Genomic DNA, 15,752 nt, shown 5'->3' with positions numbered 1-15,752 from the left:
ACTCGCGCCGGGGGCGGGGGACGGGAAGAAAGTTCAGCCCCCGGCGCGAGTCGTTCAGAAGCCGATGCCCGCGCTGCCGCCGAAGAAGATGTCGTTGGCGTAGCCGCGGCGCAGGCCCATGGCCTCCAGGCGGAAGGTGAGGTGCAGGGAGCGGGAGAGGGCGGGGCGCCCTCGCAGACCGACGCCGTACTGCACGACGGGCTTGAGGCCGTTCACCTTCGTCTCACTGTCGCCCACGGTGATGCCGGTGTTCTGGTAGGCGAGCCCCGCGCCGGCCTGCACGTAGAAGCCGAAGTCGGACTGACCGAAGCGGAACAGGTACGCGGGCGCGAGGGTGAAGTAGTGAAGCCGCGTGTCCCCCTTGATGAAATCCGTGCCGTCACTGAGGCTGGCGAAGAGCCACCGCAGGTCCGCGAAGAGGGCCTCGCGGAGCATCTCGCTGTCGAGTGAACGACCGAACTCCCAGGTGGCGCGCACGCCCAGCCCGGGCCGGTTGTCGGAGAAGTCTCCGCGGGCGCTGTCCACCAGCAGCAGGCCGCCGCCCAGCTCCACCGCGACGCCCAGGTTGGGGTCGTCCAGGCGGGAGAGCTTGTCGAAGCCGTCGTCGTTCTCCCGTTCCGCGGCTTCGCGGAACTCGTCGGTTTCGTCCACCAGCTTGCGGCGGCGCTCGTAGGCGTCGTCGTCTTCCTTCGTGGCCTTCTCCGTGGCGCGCGCGGCCTCGTCGTCCGGATAGGCGTACGGATCATCCTCGTCGGCTTGCGCGAGCGCGGGGGCGGAGAGGAGCAGGCTGCCGGCGAGGCAGGCCTTGAGCCAGGTGTTCAAGGGAGCGGGCCTCATTGGAAGATGTTGGGGCAGGTGGCGCCGCCCGTCGCGCTGGCAGGGCAGACGCCGAGCTCGTGGAGCTCCGCGCTGGGAATCTGCAGGTGGTCGATGAACTCGTTGCACACGGCCTTGCGCAGCTCCAGGTCCGTGATGTGGCTGAGGATGGGGCTCACCGCCGCGGACAGGGTGAACTTGCTCTGGTCCCCCAGGACGAGCTGGGTGATCTGGTAGATGCCCGGCGTGGCGGGCGTCGTGTCGTAGTAGGAGGCGACGATGGCGCGCTGGAGCACCGCCTCCTGCCCGGAGGAGCGGCCCGCCTGGTAGAGCGCGGTGGCCAGCAGCGTGCCCAGCTTGTACTCGTTGCCGTTGCCCGACCAGCTGCCCACGTCCTGGGTCACCATGTTCGTGTACAGCAGCGCGCTCATGCAGCGGTCGCCGCGCGACAGGTCCCGCTCGTCCGTCACCGCGGAGAAGGGGCCGCCGTCGAAGGAGGACGCGAGGAAGCGCGGATCACACCCGCTGGGGCTGCGGCAGGTGGCGCCGTAGGCGTGGTAGTCCGCCAGCCCTTCGTCCAGGGCCTTGAGGATGTTGGCGCCCATGCTGGGCGACTCCTGCGACCAGAGCGACAGCGACACCGGCAGCGACTGGGTGGCGTAGGCCAGCCGGTTGAAGACGAGGTGCCCGTACTCGTGCGCCATCACCGCCGCGTTGAGCGGCAGCGGCGCGCGTTGGATCTGCTCGAACGGCAGCACCAGGAAGGACTGGAGCACCGGGTAGAAGATGGCGTTGTCGCGCGCCGGATCCTTGCTTTGCGCCGCCTGGATGAACTCCGGGAAGTAGTAGAGCGTGGGGACGGGTTCGAAGTCCGTCGTCTTCACGTTGCCGACGACGCGGAAGTACTCGTTGGCGCGCTCGAGGTTGTAATACGACGTCACCATGTTCCAGGAGTGGAAGTCCGCGGGCCAGAGGACGTCCTCGCCCGTCTTCGCGTCCTTCTGGCTGATGTAGCTGGCCTTCACGTCGTGGCCGGACTTCTTGAGCAGCACGTCGGCGATGGTGTCCTCGGTCGCGTTGCCGAGCGCCGGGTCGTTGATGTCGATGACGATGCGCGCGCCTCCCTGGAGGTCACCGACGGTGCCCTTGAGGCCGACGACGTCCGTGATGGTGGTGAGTTCGACTTGCGTGGGGACGTACTGGCCATTGCTGGAGCGGGCGAGGACGGAGACCTTGACCGGCGCCTCGCTGTCGGGCGCGCAGCCTGCGGCCAGTCCCAGCCCGACGGCGGCGGTGATGACTGTTCGGAGCATGACGCCGTTTTACTCCGGACCGCTCAGAACGTGTATTCCCCTCCCAGTGTGAGCAGGCCGGAGGCTTCCGCGGGCAGGTCCTCCGGGACGTCCCGCTGGACGGCCACGGAGGCCCAGACGCGCACGGGCTCCCCCAGGCGGACCGTCCACCGGGTGGCCAGCACGTGGGCCACGCCCTGGGTGGGCACGTACCGGGTGAAGGCGTAGGAGAGCTGGCCCCGGACCCGGGCGTTCAGCCGCCAGGAGAGGGACGGCTTCAGGTCGAACCGGGCGGGGGCGGAGGGGAAGCCCGAGCCGGCGTTGACATCCGCCATGCGACGCGTCACGGCCGCACCCAGGTCGCGGAGCTGGCGCTCACGCAGGCCCGCGAGCAGCTTCCGGGCGGCGAGCCGGTCCTCGAGCTGGGCCTCCAGGGCCGTCCATTCCGCGTCGGTGAACTGGCCCGCGGTGAGCGGGTCCTCGCTGTAGAGGGACAGCCCCGCGCGCAGGCCCAGCTCCCAGCGGCCGTCCCAGATGAGGCGCGCGCCCAGCGTGGGCCGGGCCACCCAGAGCAGGTCCTCCCGCGCGTACCGCACGCTCGTGGCGCCATCGGACACGGTGAGCAGCTGGCGGCGCAGCGGGTAGCGGCTCAAGCCCAGGCCCGCGTCCACGCCGTACTCCACCGCGCCGAAGCCCGCCGAGTCGTAGCCCGCCGCGAGCTGGAGGCCCTGGCTGCCGTAGCCCGTCCGGGCGGTGAGGCCGGGGATGTTCCGCCGGGGCAGCTCCGGGGTCAGCTGCGTGTCGGAGCCCTTGGGCAGCCCCAGGCTGATGGCGCCGGACAGGAGCCAGTGCTCCCCGGCCAGATGGTCCACCCCCACGGAGAGCTGGTGGATGGGGGCGGTGCCGGCCTCCGGACGCGCGCCGGTGTAGCCGAGCGTGAGGAAGGTCGTCTCGCCCACGCCCACGTCACCCAGCAGGCTCCAGAGCCCGTAGCCGTGGCCCGCGCTCGCCTCGAGGGTGAGGGAGCTCTCCGCGGACTCCTCCGCCTGGACGGCGCCGGCCCCGAGCAGGGCCAGGAAGAAGCCCACGTACACGCCGACGCGCATGCCCATGGCTCCTCCAACCCGAGATGGGATTCCGGGTTGCGGGGAGGTGCCAACGGGGTCGCTCCGATGCCCGTCTTCCGAGGGAGGAAGGGGGGGCCGGGAGCCACGGATTCCTTGACGCGCTGTTTCCACGATCCGGTATGGTGCCCGGCCTTCCTTCCCGAACAAAACGCAGGCGGTCTCCATGGCGGTCCCATTCATCTCCGAGGTCAAGCGTACCCATACCTGCGGTCAGCTCACGGCCGCGAACGTCGGCGAAGAGGTCGTCCTCTTCGGCTGGGTGCACAACCGCCGTGACCACGGCGGCGCGGTGTTCATCGACCTGCGGGACCGCGACGGGTTGACCCAGGTGGTGTTCGAGCCGGACGCGAAGGAGGCCCACGAAATCGCCGGCACCCTGCGCCTGGAGTTCTGCGTCGGCATCAAGGGCAAGGTGCTGTCGCGCGGCAAGAACGTGAACCCGAAGATGAAGACGGGGGAGATCGAGGTGAAGGCCTCGGACCTGACCATCTTCAACCGCTCGGAGGCCACGCCGTTCCTCATCGAGGACAACGTGGACACGTCCGAGGAGAAGCGGCTGGCGCACCGCTATCTGGACCTGCGCCGGGGGCCCCTGCAGCGCACGTTGATGACGCGCTCGAAGATGAACGCGCTCACGCGCGCGTACATGCACGGCAACAACTTCCTGGAACTGGAGACGCCCTTCATGGGCAAGTACACGCCGGGTGGGGCGCGCAACTTCCTGGTGCCCAGCCGGCTGAACCCGGGGAAGTTCTACGCGCTGGCGGAGAGCCCGCAGCTGTACAAGCAGCTGTTCATGGTCGCGGGCTTCGACCGGTACTTCCAGATCGTGAAGTGCTTCCGCGACGAGGACCTGCGCCTGGACCGGCAGCCGGAGTTCACGCAGATCGACGTGGAGATGAGCTTCGTCACCCAGGACGACATCTTCACCATCATCGAAGGGCTCTTGAAGAAGCTGTGGGGCGAGGTGCTGGGCCTGGACATCCCCACGCCGTTCCAGCGGATGGACTTCTACGAGTCCATGGCGAAGTACGGCAACGACAAGCCGGACCTGCGCTTCGGGCTGGAGCACACCGTGCTCACCGACCTCATCCGCGAGCACGGCGCCGCGGGTGGCGTGCCCATGATGTGGGACGCGGTGCAGGAGAAGGGCATCGTCAAGGCGATGGTCGTCCCCGCGGAGAAGGCGCTGTCGCGCGCGGAGAGCGACAAGCTGGAGGACTTCGCGAAGCAGGCGGGGGCCCGGGGCCTGGCGCGCGCGAAGGTGGGCGAGGGCGGTGAGTGGACCCAGTCCCCGCTGTCCAAGACGATTACGCCGGCGCTGCGGCTGGCCATCAACCAGGCGTGCAACGCGAAGCCGGGCGACCTCTTGCTGTTCCAGTTCGGCCGCGAGTCGCTGGTGCACACGGTGATGGCGAACCTGCGCGTGCACGTGGCGAAGAAGCTGGGCCTCATCCCGGAGTACGGCAGCGGCGGCCAGTGGAGGTTCCTCTGGGTGGTGAACCCGCCCCTGTTCGAGTTCGACGAGGAGTCCAACACCTGGGCCGCGGCGCACCATGCCTTCACGCGTCCGCACGACGAGGACGTGCAGTACCTGCTGTCGGATCCGGGCCGCGTGAAGTGCCACCGCTACGACGTGGTGCTCAACGGCTTCGAGATCGGCGGCGGCTCCATCCGCCTGCATGACCCCAAGGTGCAGTCGGAGGTGTTCCAGGCGCTGGGCATCCAGGAGGAGGAGGCGCGCACCAAGTTCGGCTTCCTGCTGGACGCGCTCAAGTACGGCGCGCCCCCGCACGGCGGCATCGCGCTGGGCATGGACCGCCTGGTGATGCTGCTGACCGGCGCCGAGTCCCTGCGCGACGTCATCCCGTTCCCGAAGACGAAGACGGGCACGGACACGATGACGGGCGCCCCCGGCGACGTGGACGAGAAGCAGCTGCGCGAGCTGCACGTGCGCTCCGTCCCGCTGCCGCAGAAGTAGCCTGCCGTAAGGCCCTGCCCCGGACGGGCAGGGAAGGCGGAGGCGCCGGGGGCAACACTCCTGGCGTCCCGCACCGTCGCGCGCCGCACCTCTGGCCCCTTGGGAGGCTGGGGCGAGTGGCGGGAATGCGACGCCGGCCTCGGTGGCCGGGTGGACATCCCCACGTCCGTTGCCATTGAGGAGCGGTGGCGTGCGAGGGGATGGTCCGGATGGCGACGCGACGACAGACCTGGGTGGGGTGGATGCTGGGGTGGGCCCTGCTGTGCTCGGGCCCGGCGCTGGCGGCCGAGACGAAGATGCCTCCAGGGCTGACGGGTGGCTGGAGCGGCGTGCGCGGGTTGCTGTTCGAGCTGGGGGTGTCGCTCCAGGTCCGCTACGTCACGGAACTCGCCTACAACGCGCGCGGCGGCAAGGGGCATGCGCTGCGGCAGGCGGGCCAGCTCGACGTGGGGTTGGGCCTGGACACGCAGAAGCTGTTCGGCCTGCCCGGGGGCACCTTCCAGTTCACGTTCACGCACCGCAACGGCAACGACCTGGGCGCGGACATGGAGCTGGGCACGCTGCAGCTCGTGCAGGAGGTGTACGGCCGCGGCAACGTGGGGCGCCTCACCCAGCTCTGGTACGAGCAGCTCTTCCTGGGCGGTCGACTGCACTGGAAGCTGGGCCGCGTCACCGTGGGCGAGGACACGGCGGACTTCAAATGCGACTTCCAGAACCTGTCCTTCTGCGGCGCGCAGCCCGGCAACCTCGTGGGCAACTACTGGTTCAACTGGCCGGTGAGCCAGTGGGGCACGCGGCTGCGGCTGGACACGATGAAGGTGGCCTACGTGCAGCTCGCCGCCTATGAGATCAACCCGCGCAACCTGGACCCGTCCTTCTACCTGGGGCGCTTCTCCGGAGCGACCGGGGTGATGCTGCCGCTGGAGCTGGGGTGGAACCCGAAGTTCGACGGGGATCGGCTGGAGGGGCTCTACAAGCTGGGCGCCTGGTACGACACGTCCAACGCGAACGACGTGCTGCTGGAAGGCGTGGAGCGCAACGGGCGCTACGGCGCGTACTTCGTGGCGCGTCAGCAGCTCACGCACGTGCGAGGCGCGGAGAACGAGGCGCAGGGGCTCAACCTGTTCGTGCGCCTGACGCACACGGACCGCGACACCTCCACCGTGGACAGCCAGTACACCGTGGGCCTGGGCTACACGGGCCTCTTCGGCCGACCGGATGACGACGTGGGCTTCGCGCTGGGCCGCACGCACTCCAACGGGCGCTACGTCACGGCCCAGCAATTGGAGCAGTTGCAGGACCCCACGGCGGCGGTGCCCCGCTCGGAGTACCTGGGCGAGCTGTACTACAGCCTGCACGCGACGCCGTGGCTCGTGCTGCGTCCGAACTTCCAGTACATCCGCCCGGGCGCCGACGAGAGCGCGCGTGACGTCATCGTGCTGGGGCTCAAGGGCGCGTTGAGCCTCTAGGGCATGTGGGGCAAACGCCCCCTGCCGCGCGGATGCGGGCGTGGCCTAGACTCGACGCCATGGCCCTGTCGCCCACGTGGCATGCGTGGCTGTCGGAGAACCTGCTGCGCGGCGTGGCGGCGGACGCGCTGGCCCGGGCCCTGGTCGCTGGCGGGGTGGCCCCGGAGGATGCTCGCGCGGAAGTGGAGCTCGCGCGGCGGCACCCGGCGGTGGAGGCGGGCGCCCGACAGATGGGCGCAGGCGCGGAGGTGGCGTCGCTGTTGGACGTGCGGGCCGCGCTGCATGCGCAGGCGGGCTTCCGCGTGGAGCGGCGGCGGGGCGTGTCCGCCGAGGCGTTCCGCGACGGCTACTACCGCGCGCACCGGCCCGTCATCCTGGAGGACTTCCTGGAGGGCTGGCCGCTGCTGGAGCGCTGGCGGCCGGAGGCGCTCGCGAGGACGCATGGCGAGGTGGAGGTGGAGGTGATGACGGGTCGTGAGTCCCGCGCGGACCACGACCTGTCCCCGGATGCGTGCCGCACGGTGATGCGGCTTTCGGAGTTCCTCCACCGGCTGGAGCACGGCGGGCCCACCAACGACCTGTACCTCACCGCGCGCAACTTCGCGCTGGAGCGGTCGGAGCTGCGCGGGCTGTTGGACGACGTGCGCTTTCCTCCCGGCTTCCTGCATCCGCATCCGGAGCCCGGGGGCATCAAGCTGTGGATTGGACCGGCTGGTACTCGCACGGCGTTGCACCACGACGTGGACTCCGTGCTGTTCGGCCAGGTCCACGGGCGCAAGCGGTTCTGGTTGATCCCCTCGTTCGAGACGCCGCGCGTGTACAACCGCACGCATGTGTGGAGCGCGGTGGACGCGTCCGCGCCGGACCTGGAGCGCTTCCCCGCGTTCGGCACGGCGCACGTGCACGAGGTGGTGCTGGGGCCCGGGGAGCTGCTCTTCATCCCGGTGGGGTGGTGGCACCAGGTGCATGCGCTCGACGTGAGCGTGTCGGTGACGTTCCAGTCCCTGGACCTGCCGGGCGGCAACGCGCGGTGGCACACCTCCAGATGAGGGATGCCCCCGCGCGGGTCGGTGATTCGTCGAGGTTCTACTTCGTGGGCGTTTCAGGAAGGGGCGGCGTGGGCGGCGGCGGCGTGGGCTCGGGCGTCTTGCGCCGGAGCGGGTCGCACTCCTCTCCGGGAGGGTTTGGCGGTGGATTCGGGACGATCTGGTGCGAGTTCGAAGAAGAAGTCATTGCAGTCCGCTCAAGGTGGATGTGGACAACCCGAAACGTTCAGCCCGAGGCGGGGGGACCGTAGATGAAGAACGCCCTCCCCCCTGAATTGAAAACGTGGCTCGCGGAGAACCTTGTGCGTGGGGTGGCTTCCGCGAGACTTGTGGCCATTCTGGAAGCCGCGGGTCTGGACCCGGAGGTCGCCCGGGACGGGGTGCGCGCCGCGGAGGCTCACCCCGCGGTGGTAGGCGGCCGGAGCCATGCGGAACGTCTGGAGGTGTTGGCGTCACTGCTCGCGACGCGGTCGGCGCTGTACCGACAGGCGCATGCGGCGCCACGGGTGGAGCGGCGTCACCGGCTGGACCCAGCGGAGTTCTTCACCGACTACTATCGGCGCAACCGGCCGGTGGTCATTGAAGGGCTGTTGGAGGACTGGCCCGCGCTGAAGCGGTGGACGCCCGCGTGGATGGCCGAGCGCTTCGGTGACGAACGGGTGGAGGTGATGGCGGGGCGCGATGCGCAGGCGCTGCCGGACTTCCACGCCGACCGCCTGCGCCGCGAGGTGTCCCTGCGCGAATTGCTCTCGCGCTTCGAAGGTGCGCCGACGAACGACATGTATCTGGTGGCGCGCAACAGCCTGCTCTTGCGCGACGCCTTCCGTCCGCTGCTGGAGGACCTACGTGCCCCGGAGGGCTATATCCATCCGGACCTGGACGGACCTGACCGCGTGCACGTGTGGCTGGGGCCCGCGGGGACGCTGTCCAACCTGCACCATGATCATCTCAACGTCCTCTTCTGCCAGGTGTGGGGCCGCAAGCAGGTGTGGCTCGCGCCGTCCTGGGAGACGCCGTGGATGTCCAACGTGCGCGGCTTCTACAGCGCGGTGGACGTGATGGCGCCGGACACCGCGCGCTTCCCGGACTTCGCCCGCGTGGCCCTGCACACGGTGGAGGTGGGGCCGGGGGACGTGCTCTTCCTGCCGGTGGGCTGGTGGCATGCGCTGCGCGCGCTGGATCCGAGCCTGTCCGTCACGTTCGTGAACTTCGAGCAGACTCCCGGCCTCAACTCCTTCTGGCGGGAGGGTTGGTTGGGCGCCACGCCCCAGGAGGAGGACCGATGAGTGCGTCGCGCGAAGTGGGAGGAGAGGGCTCGCCGCTGACGCCCGAGTGGCGGCGGTGGCTGGTGGAGAACCTGCTGCGCGGCACGGCGCCGCGCGACCTGGTGGCCGCGCTGGAGAAGGCGGGCGTGGCGGCGGAGGCGGCGCGGCGGGCGGTGGCGGCGGAGCAGCGGGAGCCCTTCGTCGTCGGTGCCCTGGGCGCGGTGGGCATGCAGCGCAAGCTGGAGGGGCTGCTGGATGTCTATGCCGAGCTGTTCCAACAGACGGACACCCCGCCCCGGGTGGACCGTCACGAGGCGCTCACGCCCTCCGCGTTCTTCGAGCGCTACTACTTCCAGAACCTGCCCGTGGTGCTGCGCGATGCCTGGGCCTCCACGCTGGAGCCGGGGGCGTGGGCCTCCTCCCGCGTGGCCACCCTGCTGGGTGAGCGCGAGGCGCGACACGCGTGCTGCGTGCCGCTGTTCGGGGATGCGCGGCTGGAGTCACTGACGCAGGGGCTGGCCACGCCCCGGGGACTGGCGGCGGAGGATGCGCGCGCCTGCGATTCCCGCCTGTGGTGGGAGCCCGCGGAGGCCGAGGTTCCACTGCGGGCCGCCCGGCGCAATGTGTTGCTCGCCCAGGTGCGGGGCGTGCGCCAGCTCCAGCTCATCCCGGCCTTCGAGCTGCGGCGCGTGGCGTCGGCCACGGACGACAAGGCCCCGCTGCGCCTGGACGTGACGCTGTCGCCCGGGGAGCTGCTGCTGGTGCCGGTGGGGTGGTGGTACGGCTTCCACGCGCCGGAGGGCGGGCTCGCCGTGTCATTCGAGGCGTTCGCGTTGCCGGTGCCGAACGTGACGTGGGAGTCCGACGCGGAGCCGCTGCCCTCCGCGCTGCCTCCGGTGGAGTGACGGGCTACTGGTAGAGCAGGACCTTGTCCACCCAGCTCGTGCCGGGCTGCTGCCGGCGCCACTCGAGGCGCTCGGCGCGCAGGGCCTGGGAGGGCTCCGTGCCGGCCTGGATGCGCTCGCGCACCCCGCGGAAGAAGGCGCCCGCGTCGTTGGGGATGTCCGCCGTGGCCGCGAAGACGGCCCTCGCGCCTGACGCGAGGAACGCCTGCGGCAGGGACGACGTCTGGTGGAGGATGGGGGCGAGCCGGGCCGCGCTGCATGCGCCCAGCACCACCAGCGGCGCGCCGTGCAGGTGCCGGCGGCGCAGCTCCTCCGCGGTGAGCGCGTAGTGGCCGTCCTGCTGCGGCGACAGCGCGATGACCGTGGCATCCGACAGCGCGCGGTCCACCACGCCGTGCGCGTGGATGTCGATGTCGGTGGCCTGCTCCATGGCCTCCAGCACGCGCTCGGGCGTGGCCTGCGCGCCCTTGAGGCGCAGCAGGCGCTGCGCTCCCTCCAGGTCCGAGTCCGCCGCCGAGGGCAGCCGCGCCAGCCGCAGCGACGCGGGCGGCTCCACGTCCGAGACGACGACGTGCAGCGGTGGCTTCGTGGGAGGAGGGGCCTGGGCGCCCGTGCCCACGCGGTAGCTCCACGCGAGATCCGGCGGCAGGATGCCCGCGCGGCTGTCCAGGGGCGGCGCGGCCAGCACGGCGACGCGGGGGCAGTCGCGCAGCAGGGCCACCAGCTCCGGAGGCACCAGCCCCGTCAGGTCGTCGCGCAGGGGGCGCGTGCGGGACGCGTCGTAGTGACCCCGCACCTGGCCCTGGAGCCCGCGCACCACCGTCACCGTGCGCTCGTCCTCCACCGCCGCCGCCAGCACGCAGCCCTCTGGCACGGGCACCTGGAGGCTCTCCGCCACCACGTCCAGGGCTTCACGGAAGGCGCCCGCGTGGCCCGCGCTCACCGCCAGCGTCTGGAAGGCCACGACCCGCGCGTCGCGCGCATCCGCGGAGGCGCGCAGCAGCGGCTCCGCTTCGGCGATGGCGCGGCGGAGCACCTGCTGGCCCTGGCGCCAGTCGCGGGCCACCGCGAAGCGCCCCTCGATGAGCGTGGCCAGCACGCGACGGCCCGGGTTCTCCGTCAGCGGCGTCACCCGCGCCAGCTCCGCGCGCAGGCGTGCTTCGTCGGACGGCCGCGGATCCAACCGCGCGAGGTCCGCGAGGATCCACGCGCCCTGCAACCCGGGCGTCTGCCCGCAGGCCAGCGCGGCCTCCAGCTCGTTGCGCGCCTCCTGCGGGCGGAAGCGCATCAGCGCGAGCGAGGCCAGGTTGCGGTGCGCCTGCGTGCGCGCCATGCAGTCGTCGGGCTGCCGGGCCAGGGACTCGTTGAGGTAGGCACGCGACACGGCCACCCGCCGCTGGAAGCGCGTCGCGTTGGCCAGCATCACGAGCGCCGCGCCTTCGCGCTCCCATTCACCGAGCGCGGCGGCCTCCTGCCAGGCGGCGCGCGCGGACTCCTCGCCCTCCACCATCCGGTTCGACGCCGTGGCGCGCTGGCTCAGCCGCATCAACACGTCCACGCAGCGCAGGGGCAGCTTGTTCTCGCGGCATCCCGTCAGCGCCGCGCGCAGCCGATCCCCGGCCTGCGCTCCTTGCCCCGCGAGGTCGTCCAGCCGTGCCCCCTCCTGCTCCACGCGCGAGAGGATCCACGGGTCGGTCACATCGCGCGTCAGGGCCCGCAGCTCCTCCTGCGTGCGCGCCACGCTCGGCGTGCGCAAGAGCGCGCCCAGCAGCAGGTCGCGCGCCGTCTCCTCCTGGCGCAGGCGCTCGATGAGGCTCGCGGGCGACGGATGCTCCTCCAGCACCAGCTTCGCGTACTCCCGCGCGAGCGGGGCCCGGCGCGTGAAGTCCAGCGCGGCCATCCGCTGCACGGTGTCCTCCAGCGCGCGGCCTCCGGACACGTGGTCCAGCGCCTGGGCGAGCGGCAGCAGCTCCCGCACCCGCGCCGCGTCCTCCGCGGCTCCGAGCAGGTCGTAGACGCGCTCGCGCGCGAGCCCCGGGAAGCGGCTGATGGACTCCACCGGCAGCGGCGCGTCCGGCGTGCGCAGCCGGGCGAGGAGCACCTCGCGGGTGGCCTTCCACGCATCCGCACGCTCCTGGAAGCGGGCGCGCAGGCTCCGGGCCTGTTCGCGCGCTTCGTCGCTCCAGCCGGGCTCGCCCTGCGCGGCCACCTCTTCGAACGTGGTGGCGGCGACGAGCGACAGGCCCAGCTCGCGCATCAACACGGCCCGGTTCCAGCGCGCCTGCGGGTGCTGGGGCTCCGCTTCGAGCGTGCTGTCCAGCAGCTCCAGGGCCTCGTCGTGATGTCCGCGCAGGAGGGCGGCGGCGGCGTGGGCGGTGTCCTTGTCCGGCGACGGCGGCACGTGCGACAGGTGCGCGAGCGCCTGCTCCGTGTAGCCATGCAGCAGGTAGCTGATCGCGACCCCGTACGCGTCGCCCCGGTCCTCCAGCCGGGACAGCGCCCCGAGCGGCACCGGGCGGGCCGCGAGCCCTGGCTCGACCGGGGCGACGAAGCGGCGGTGCACGTCCGCCGCGGGGTGGGCCAGGCGCACCTCCAGGGGACGCGTGGGCAGATCCGACAGCCACAGCGAGGCCGCCTCCGGACCGGCGCCGCGCTGCTTCCCATAGCGCACGGCGCCAAAGCCCACGGCCATGCAGAGCGCGAGTCCCAACCAGAACCCGGCGCGCCCCAGGCCCGTGCGCCGTGGAGGGCGCGTGCCTTGGGGCGAGTCCTGCCTGTCAGCCATCCGGGGCCTCCCGCGTGCCCCCGCCGACCTCCGCGGGTCCTGCGCCCAACAGTCTAGGGCCAATTCCCCCGGGGCTGACAGACCCGGGGGCAGACCGGAGGGCTCCCAGACGTTCGCGGCCGGACGCTCTACTCGACCTTCAGGGGGGCGCGCGTGGCCTCCACGACCCGGTGGATGGGGTACAGCTCCCCCACCGTCAGGGTGTCGTCGAGGAACTGCCAGCGGCAGAAGCCGTCGTCCGAATGCGGCTCCAGCAGGTAGGTGATGAGGGTGCCGGTGCGCTGGTCGGTGGGGACCTTGAGGGTGCCGGCGGGGAACTCGCGCTCGGAGCGCTCGGGGGCCACGGTGAGGACGGTCTCGAAGCGCACGGGCTTCGGCTTCTGGCTGAGAGGCACTTCGTTCTGGCCCGGCGCCGGCACGTTGGCGGCGACGTCCGGGCTGAAGGTCTGCTCGCGGCGGGCGATGCGGTAGCTGTCCACCTGGAAGCGCTGCGCGGTGGCGAGCTTCTCGAAGCGGATGCCGTGGCCTTCCAGCCGCGACGCGAGCGACGCGGGCACCAGGTACGCGGTCGGCGTGCTCACCGCCTGGGTGGGCACGAAGGTGCGGTAGTGCGGCATCTTGTAGACCTTGCGCCGCTTGCCCGGGTAGCGCCGGCCCTCGATGCTGGCCTCGTCGAAGGAGTTGATGACGGCGGTGTCCTTGCCCAGCACGTAGGCGGGGTAGTCGAACACCAGCGCGCCTTCCGCGTCCCGCTGGGCGACGCCGAAGTTGACGCCCACGCGCTCCAGCACGTCGGGGCTCTTGCCGCGGGCGATGATGGCGGCCTCCTCGAAGTCGGTGGCGGCGCGGTAGCCCTTGGCGTAGCGGGCGGCGTCGCGGATCAGCTCCAGCACCCACGCGCGGGTGACGGCGCAGCGGCGGGGGAAGTCGATGTAGCTGTACGTCTCCAGCAGCACGTCCAGCCGGCCCAGCAGGCCCCGGTAGTGGCTGCCGAAGCGGGGCAGCGCGGGGTACGTGTGCCAGCCGGAGCGCGGGTCGCCCTCCTTGAGGAAGTTGCCGTACCAGTGGCTGTCGAAGCCGTGCTTCTTCTTCACGGCGGCGGACACGCGCAAGGCCAGCTCGCGGTTGTAGTCGCGCGAGGTGGAGAGCAGGTCCGCGTTGCCGTGCGGGATGTCGAAGGTGAGATCGAAGGCGTGGATGCTGCCGTCGGTGGTGTGGCAGTCCACGAAGAGGTGCGGCCACCACGTCTGGTACAGCTTCGCCATCGCGCGCGTCTCTGGCGCCTCCTGCTTCATGTTGTCGCGGTTGAGGTTCCAGCCCTCGCCGGTGTAGCGCATGCCCACGCCGCCCGCCGGGTTCACCTGGCCCTCCAGGTTCTTCAGGTCGAGCGCGCGGTTCCCCGGGCTGATGCGATCATTGCCGTCCGGGTTGAAGTTGGGGATGAAGACGAGGCAGAGCCGGTCGAGCAGCTTCTTGCCCAGCGACGTGAGGGTGAGGTCGCGCGCGAGCCCCATCAGCGTCTCCTTGCCCTCCACCTCCCCGGCGTGGATGTTGGCCTCCACCATCACGATGATCTTCTTCTGCTTGCGCGCCAGCTCCGGCGTGAAGCAGTTGCGATCACTGATGACGAGCGACATGAGCGGCTGACCTTCGCCGCTCTGGCCGAAGTCCACGCGCTTCGCGAGCTTCGTCTGGGCGCAGAGCGCGTCGACGAACGCGACCACGTCCGCGCTGCGAGAGGTTTCCTGGTAGTCGGTGGCTTCCGCACGGGTGCGCAACTGGGGGATGGGCATAGGGCGCGCATCCGAGCGCTCCAGGCATGCTCCGTCAAGCACGCGCGAAGGCGGATGCGGAGGACCCGGCATTCGGGTCGTGCGGGAACCCGGGCCGGGCACGGCTTGCCGCGTCGTGGCGGAGTCCCATATGAGACCGGGCGGGTCGTTCGCGGAGGGGGAGTTCATGATGCGGAAGGACAAGCGGCGCGTGCGCGCCCTGGGTGTGCTCGTGCTGGGGTGCGCGGTGGTGTGGGGTCCGGGCTGCAAGAAGCAGGAGCCCGCGGCCGTGGCGTCGCTGGATGCGGGCGTGGCCCCGGTGGCGGTGGCCGTGCGTGACGCGGGCCCGGTCGCGGAGGTGCGCAAGCCGCTGCGGTTCTCGGGCGTGACGTTCGCCTACAAGGACGACGACCTGAAGGTCTCCTACACGCTCGACAACCCGGGCACGGCGCAGGGGCGGGGCCAGACGTGCCTGTGGCTGCACGACGACAAGGGTGTGGTCATCGATACGCTGACTCTGGGCGTCTTCAGCCTGAAGGGCGGCACGTCCGACACGTTCCAGGACCACCCGACGGTGGCGCGCAAGTTCTGGAAGCAGGCCCGGTCGGTGCAGCTGTTCACGACGACCAGCTACTGCCAGCGCTCGCCACCCGAGGTGACCAGCGAGATGCTGCACGTCCTGACGACAGGTCAGCCGGTGCCACCGGGCGGGCCTGCGCCCCGGAACGTGGAGGAGGCGCAGGTGGAGGACTTCGCGCTCTCGAACGTCGAGTTGAGCCAGGACGAAGAGGGTACCGGCTACTTCATCACCTACACGGTGAAGAACCTGAGCGGCCGGCGCGCATCGGGGACCGCGTGCCTGCGCGCGTACACCGGCGAGGGGTGCCCCTGCCACGTGGAGGAGACGCTGAGCGGCGAGTTCAGCCTGCCTGCGGGTGGGTCGGAGACGATCAAGGATCAGATCTTCTTCGACGACGAGAAGCACTGGGACGACGTGAAGGTGCTGCGACTCTTCGCGAGCGCGACGGGCTGCGGGGACGCGGCGGACGCCACGAACGTCGGCTTCAAGATCGACAAGCCCGACGCGTTCCGTGAGCCACGGGAGCTCACCGACGTGGCCGGAGAGCCGGAGCTGGATCCGGACAACCCCGACGCCGTGGTGGACGTGCCGGACGAGCGCCCCGTGGAGGAGGATGAGCCGTATTCGGATTCGCCAGAAGACACGGGCCATTGAAGCGCGGCGGGGGGCTGACAGGCAGGCGTGGACTCGCGGCCGTCCTGGCAGGGGAGCGGG

The 15,752-nt window shown here is 71.0% G+C and carries 11 protein-coding genes; 6 read left to right on the top strand and 5 right to left on the bottom strand.

Annotation, left to right across the window (positions count from 1 at the left end):
* Window positions 1–54 precede the first annotated feature (54 nt).
* From D7V97_RS06640 to D7V97_RS06630, 3 genes are read right to left on the bottom strand one after another with little or no spacing between them, the layout of a single operon-like run.
* The gene (locus tag D7V97_RS06640) at window positions 55–822 is read right to left on the bottom strand and encodes a hypothetical protein (RefSeq protein ID WP_120609742.1); all 768 of its coding nucleotides are present in this window, start codon (window positions 820–822) and stop codon (window positions 55–57) included.
* A gap of 11 nt (window positions 823–833) precedes the next feature.
* Window positions 834–2,129, bottom strand: coding sequence for a hypothetical protein (locus tag D7V97_RS06635; protein ID WP_120609741.1), 1,296 nt, complete (start codon window positions 2,127–2,129; stop codon window positions 834–836).
* A 23-nt stretch (window positions 2,130–2,152) separates the two neighbouring features.
* Window positions 2,153–3,220: a hypothetical protein gene (locus D7V97_RS06630; RefSeq protein ID WP_120609740.1), complete on the bottom strand. Its 1,068-nt coding sequence runs from the start codon at window positions 3,218–3,220 to the stop codon at window positions 2,153–2,155.
* Window positions 3,221–3,398: 178 nt separating this feature from the next.
* Between D7V97_RS06630 and aspS the strand changes: the two genes are divergently transcribed.
* From aspS to D7V97_RS06605, 5 genes are all read left to right on the top strand, one after another.
* Window positions 3,399–5,216 (top strand): aspartate--tRNA ligase, encoded by a 1,818-nt coding sequence (gene aspS / locus D7V97_RS06625; protein WP_120609739.1) that lies wholly within the window; start codon window positions 3,399–3,401, stop codon window positions 5,214–5,216.
* Window positions 5,217–5,425: 209 nt separating this feature from the next.
* Window positions 5,426–6,685, top strand: coding sequence for a carbohydrate porin (locus D7V97_RS06620; RefSeq protein WP_158623295.1), 1,260 nt, complete (start codon window positions 5,426–5,428; stop codon window positions 6,683–6,685).
* A gap of 59 nt (window positions 6,686–6,744) precedes the next feature.
* Entirely contained in the window at window positions 6,745–7,734 is a 990-nt protein-coding gene (locus D7V97_RS06615; RefSeq protein WP_120609737.1) for a cupin-like domain-containing protein, read from the top strand.
* Window positions 7,735–8,060: 326 nt separating this feature from the next.
* Window positions 8,061–9,017, top strand: coding sequence for a cupin-like domain-containing protein (locus D7V97_RS06610; RefSeq protein ID WP_233582549.1), 957 nt, complete (start codon window positions 8,061–8,063; stop codon window positions 9,015–9,017).
* Window positions 9,014–9,901 (top strand): hypothetical protein, encoded by an 888-nt coding sequence (locus tag D7V97_RS06605; protein WP_120609736.1) that lies wholly within the window; start codon window positions 9,014–9,016, stop codon window positions 9,899–9,901. Before D7V97_RS06610 ends, D7V97_RS06605 begins: the two co-directional genes overlap by 4 nt.
* A gap of 4 nt (window positions 9,902–9,905) precedes the next feature.
* Here D7V97_RS06605 and D7V97_RS06600 read toward each other — a convergent pair whose 3' ends face one another.
* Together D7V97_RS06600 and D7V97_RS06595 are read right to left on the bottom strand one after the other, a co-directional pair.
* Window positions 9,906–12,686, bottom strand: coding sequence for a CHAT domain-containing protein (locus D7V97_RS06600; protein WP_120609735.1), 2,781 nt, complete (start codon window positions 12,684–12,686; stop codon window positions 9,906–9,908).
* Between the two features lie 128 nt (window positions 12,687–12,814).
* The gene (locus D7V97_RS06595) at window positions 12,815–14,479 is read right to left on the bottom strand and encodes a M14 family metallopeptidase (RefSeq protein ID WP_120609734.1); all 1,665 of its coding nucleotides are present in this window, start codon (window positions 14,477–14,479) and stop codon (window positions 12,815–12,817) included.
* A 166-nt stretch (window positions 14,480–14,645) separates the two neighbouring features.
* Here D7V97_RS06595 and D7V97_RS06590 point away from each other — a divergent pair, with 166 nt between their 5' ends.
* On the top strand, window positions 14,646–15,692 hold the full coding sequence (locus D7V97_RS06590; RefSeq protein WP_147444712.1) for a hypothetical protein: 1,047 nt from the start codon (window positions 14,646–14,648) through the stop codon (window positions 15,690–15,692).
* Window positions 15,693–15,752 lie beyond the last annotated feature (60 nt).

Source organism: Corallococcus sp. CA053C (genome assembly GCF_003611675.1).
GTDB lineage: Bacteria > Myxococcota > Myxococcia > Myxococcales > Myxococcaceae > Corallococcus.
This window is presented reverse-complemented; position numbering and strand designations above follow the sequence as displayed.

Excerpts from the sequence above, each read along its gene's own strand:
- D7V97_RS06635 (WP_120609741.1), bottom strand. The coding sequence starts at position 2,129 with ATGCTCCGAACAGTCATCACCGCCGCCGTCGGGCTGGGACTGGCCGCA.
- aspS (WP_120609739.1), top strand. The coding sequence starts at position 3,399 with ATGGCGGTCCCATTCATCTCCGAGGTCAAGCGTACCCATACCTGCGGT.
- D7V97_RS06615 (WP_120609737.1), top strand. The coding sequence starts at position 6,745 with ATGGCCCTGTCGCCCACGTGGCATGCGTGGCTGTCGGAGAACCTGCTG.
- D7V97_RS06630 (WP_120609740.1), bottom strand. The coding sequence starts at position 3,220 with ATGGGCATGCGCGTCGGCGTGTACGTGGGCTTCTTCCTGGCCCTGCTC.
- D7V97_RS06620 (WP_158623295.1), top strand. The coding sequence starts at position 5,426 with ATGGCGACGCGACGACAGACCTGGGTGGGGTGGATGCTGGGGTGGGCC.
- D7V97_RS06595 (WP_120609734.1), bottom strand. The coding sequence starts at position 14,479 with ATGCCCATCCCCCAGTTGCGCACCCGTGCGGAAGCCACCGACTACCAG.
- D7V97_RS06605 (WP_120609736.1), top strand. The coding sequence starts at position 9,014 with ATGAGTGCGTCGCGCGAAGTGGGAGGAGAGGGCTCGCCGCTGACGCCC.
- D7V97_RS06600 (WP_120609735.1), bottom strand. The coding sequence starts at position 12,686 with ATGGCTGACAGGCAGGACTCGCCCCAAGGCACGCGCCCTCCACGGCGC.
- D7V97_RS06590 (WP_147444712.1), top strand. The coding sequence starts at position 14,646 with ATGATGCGGAAGGACAAGCGGCGCGTGCGCGCCCTGGGTGTGCTCGTG.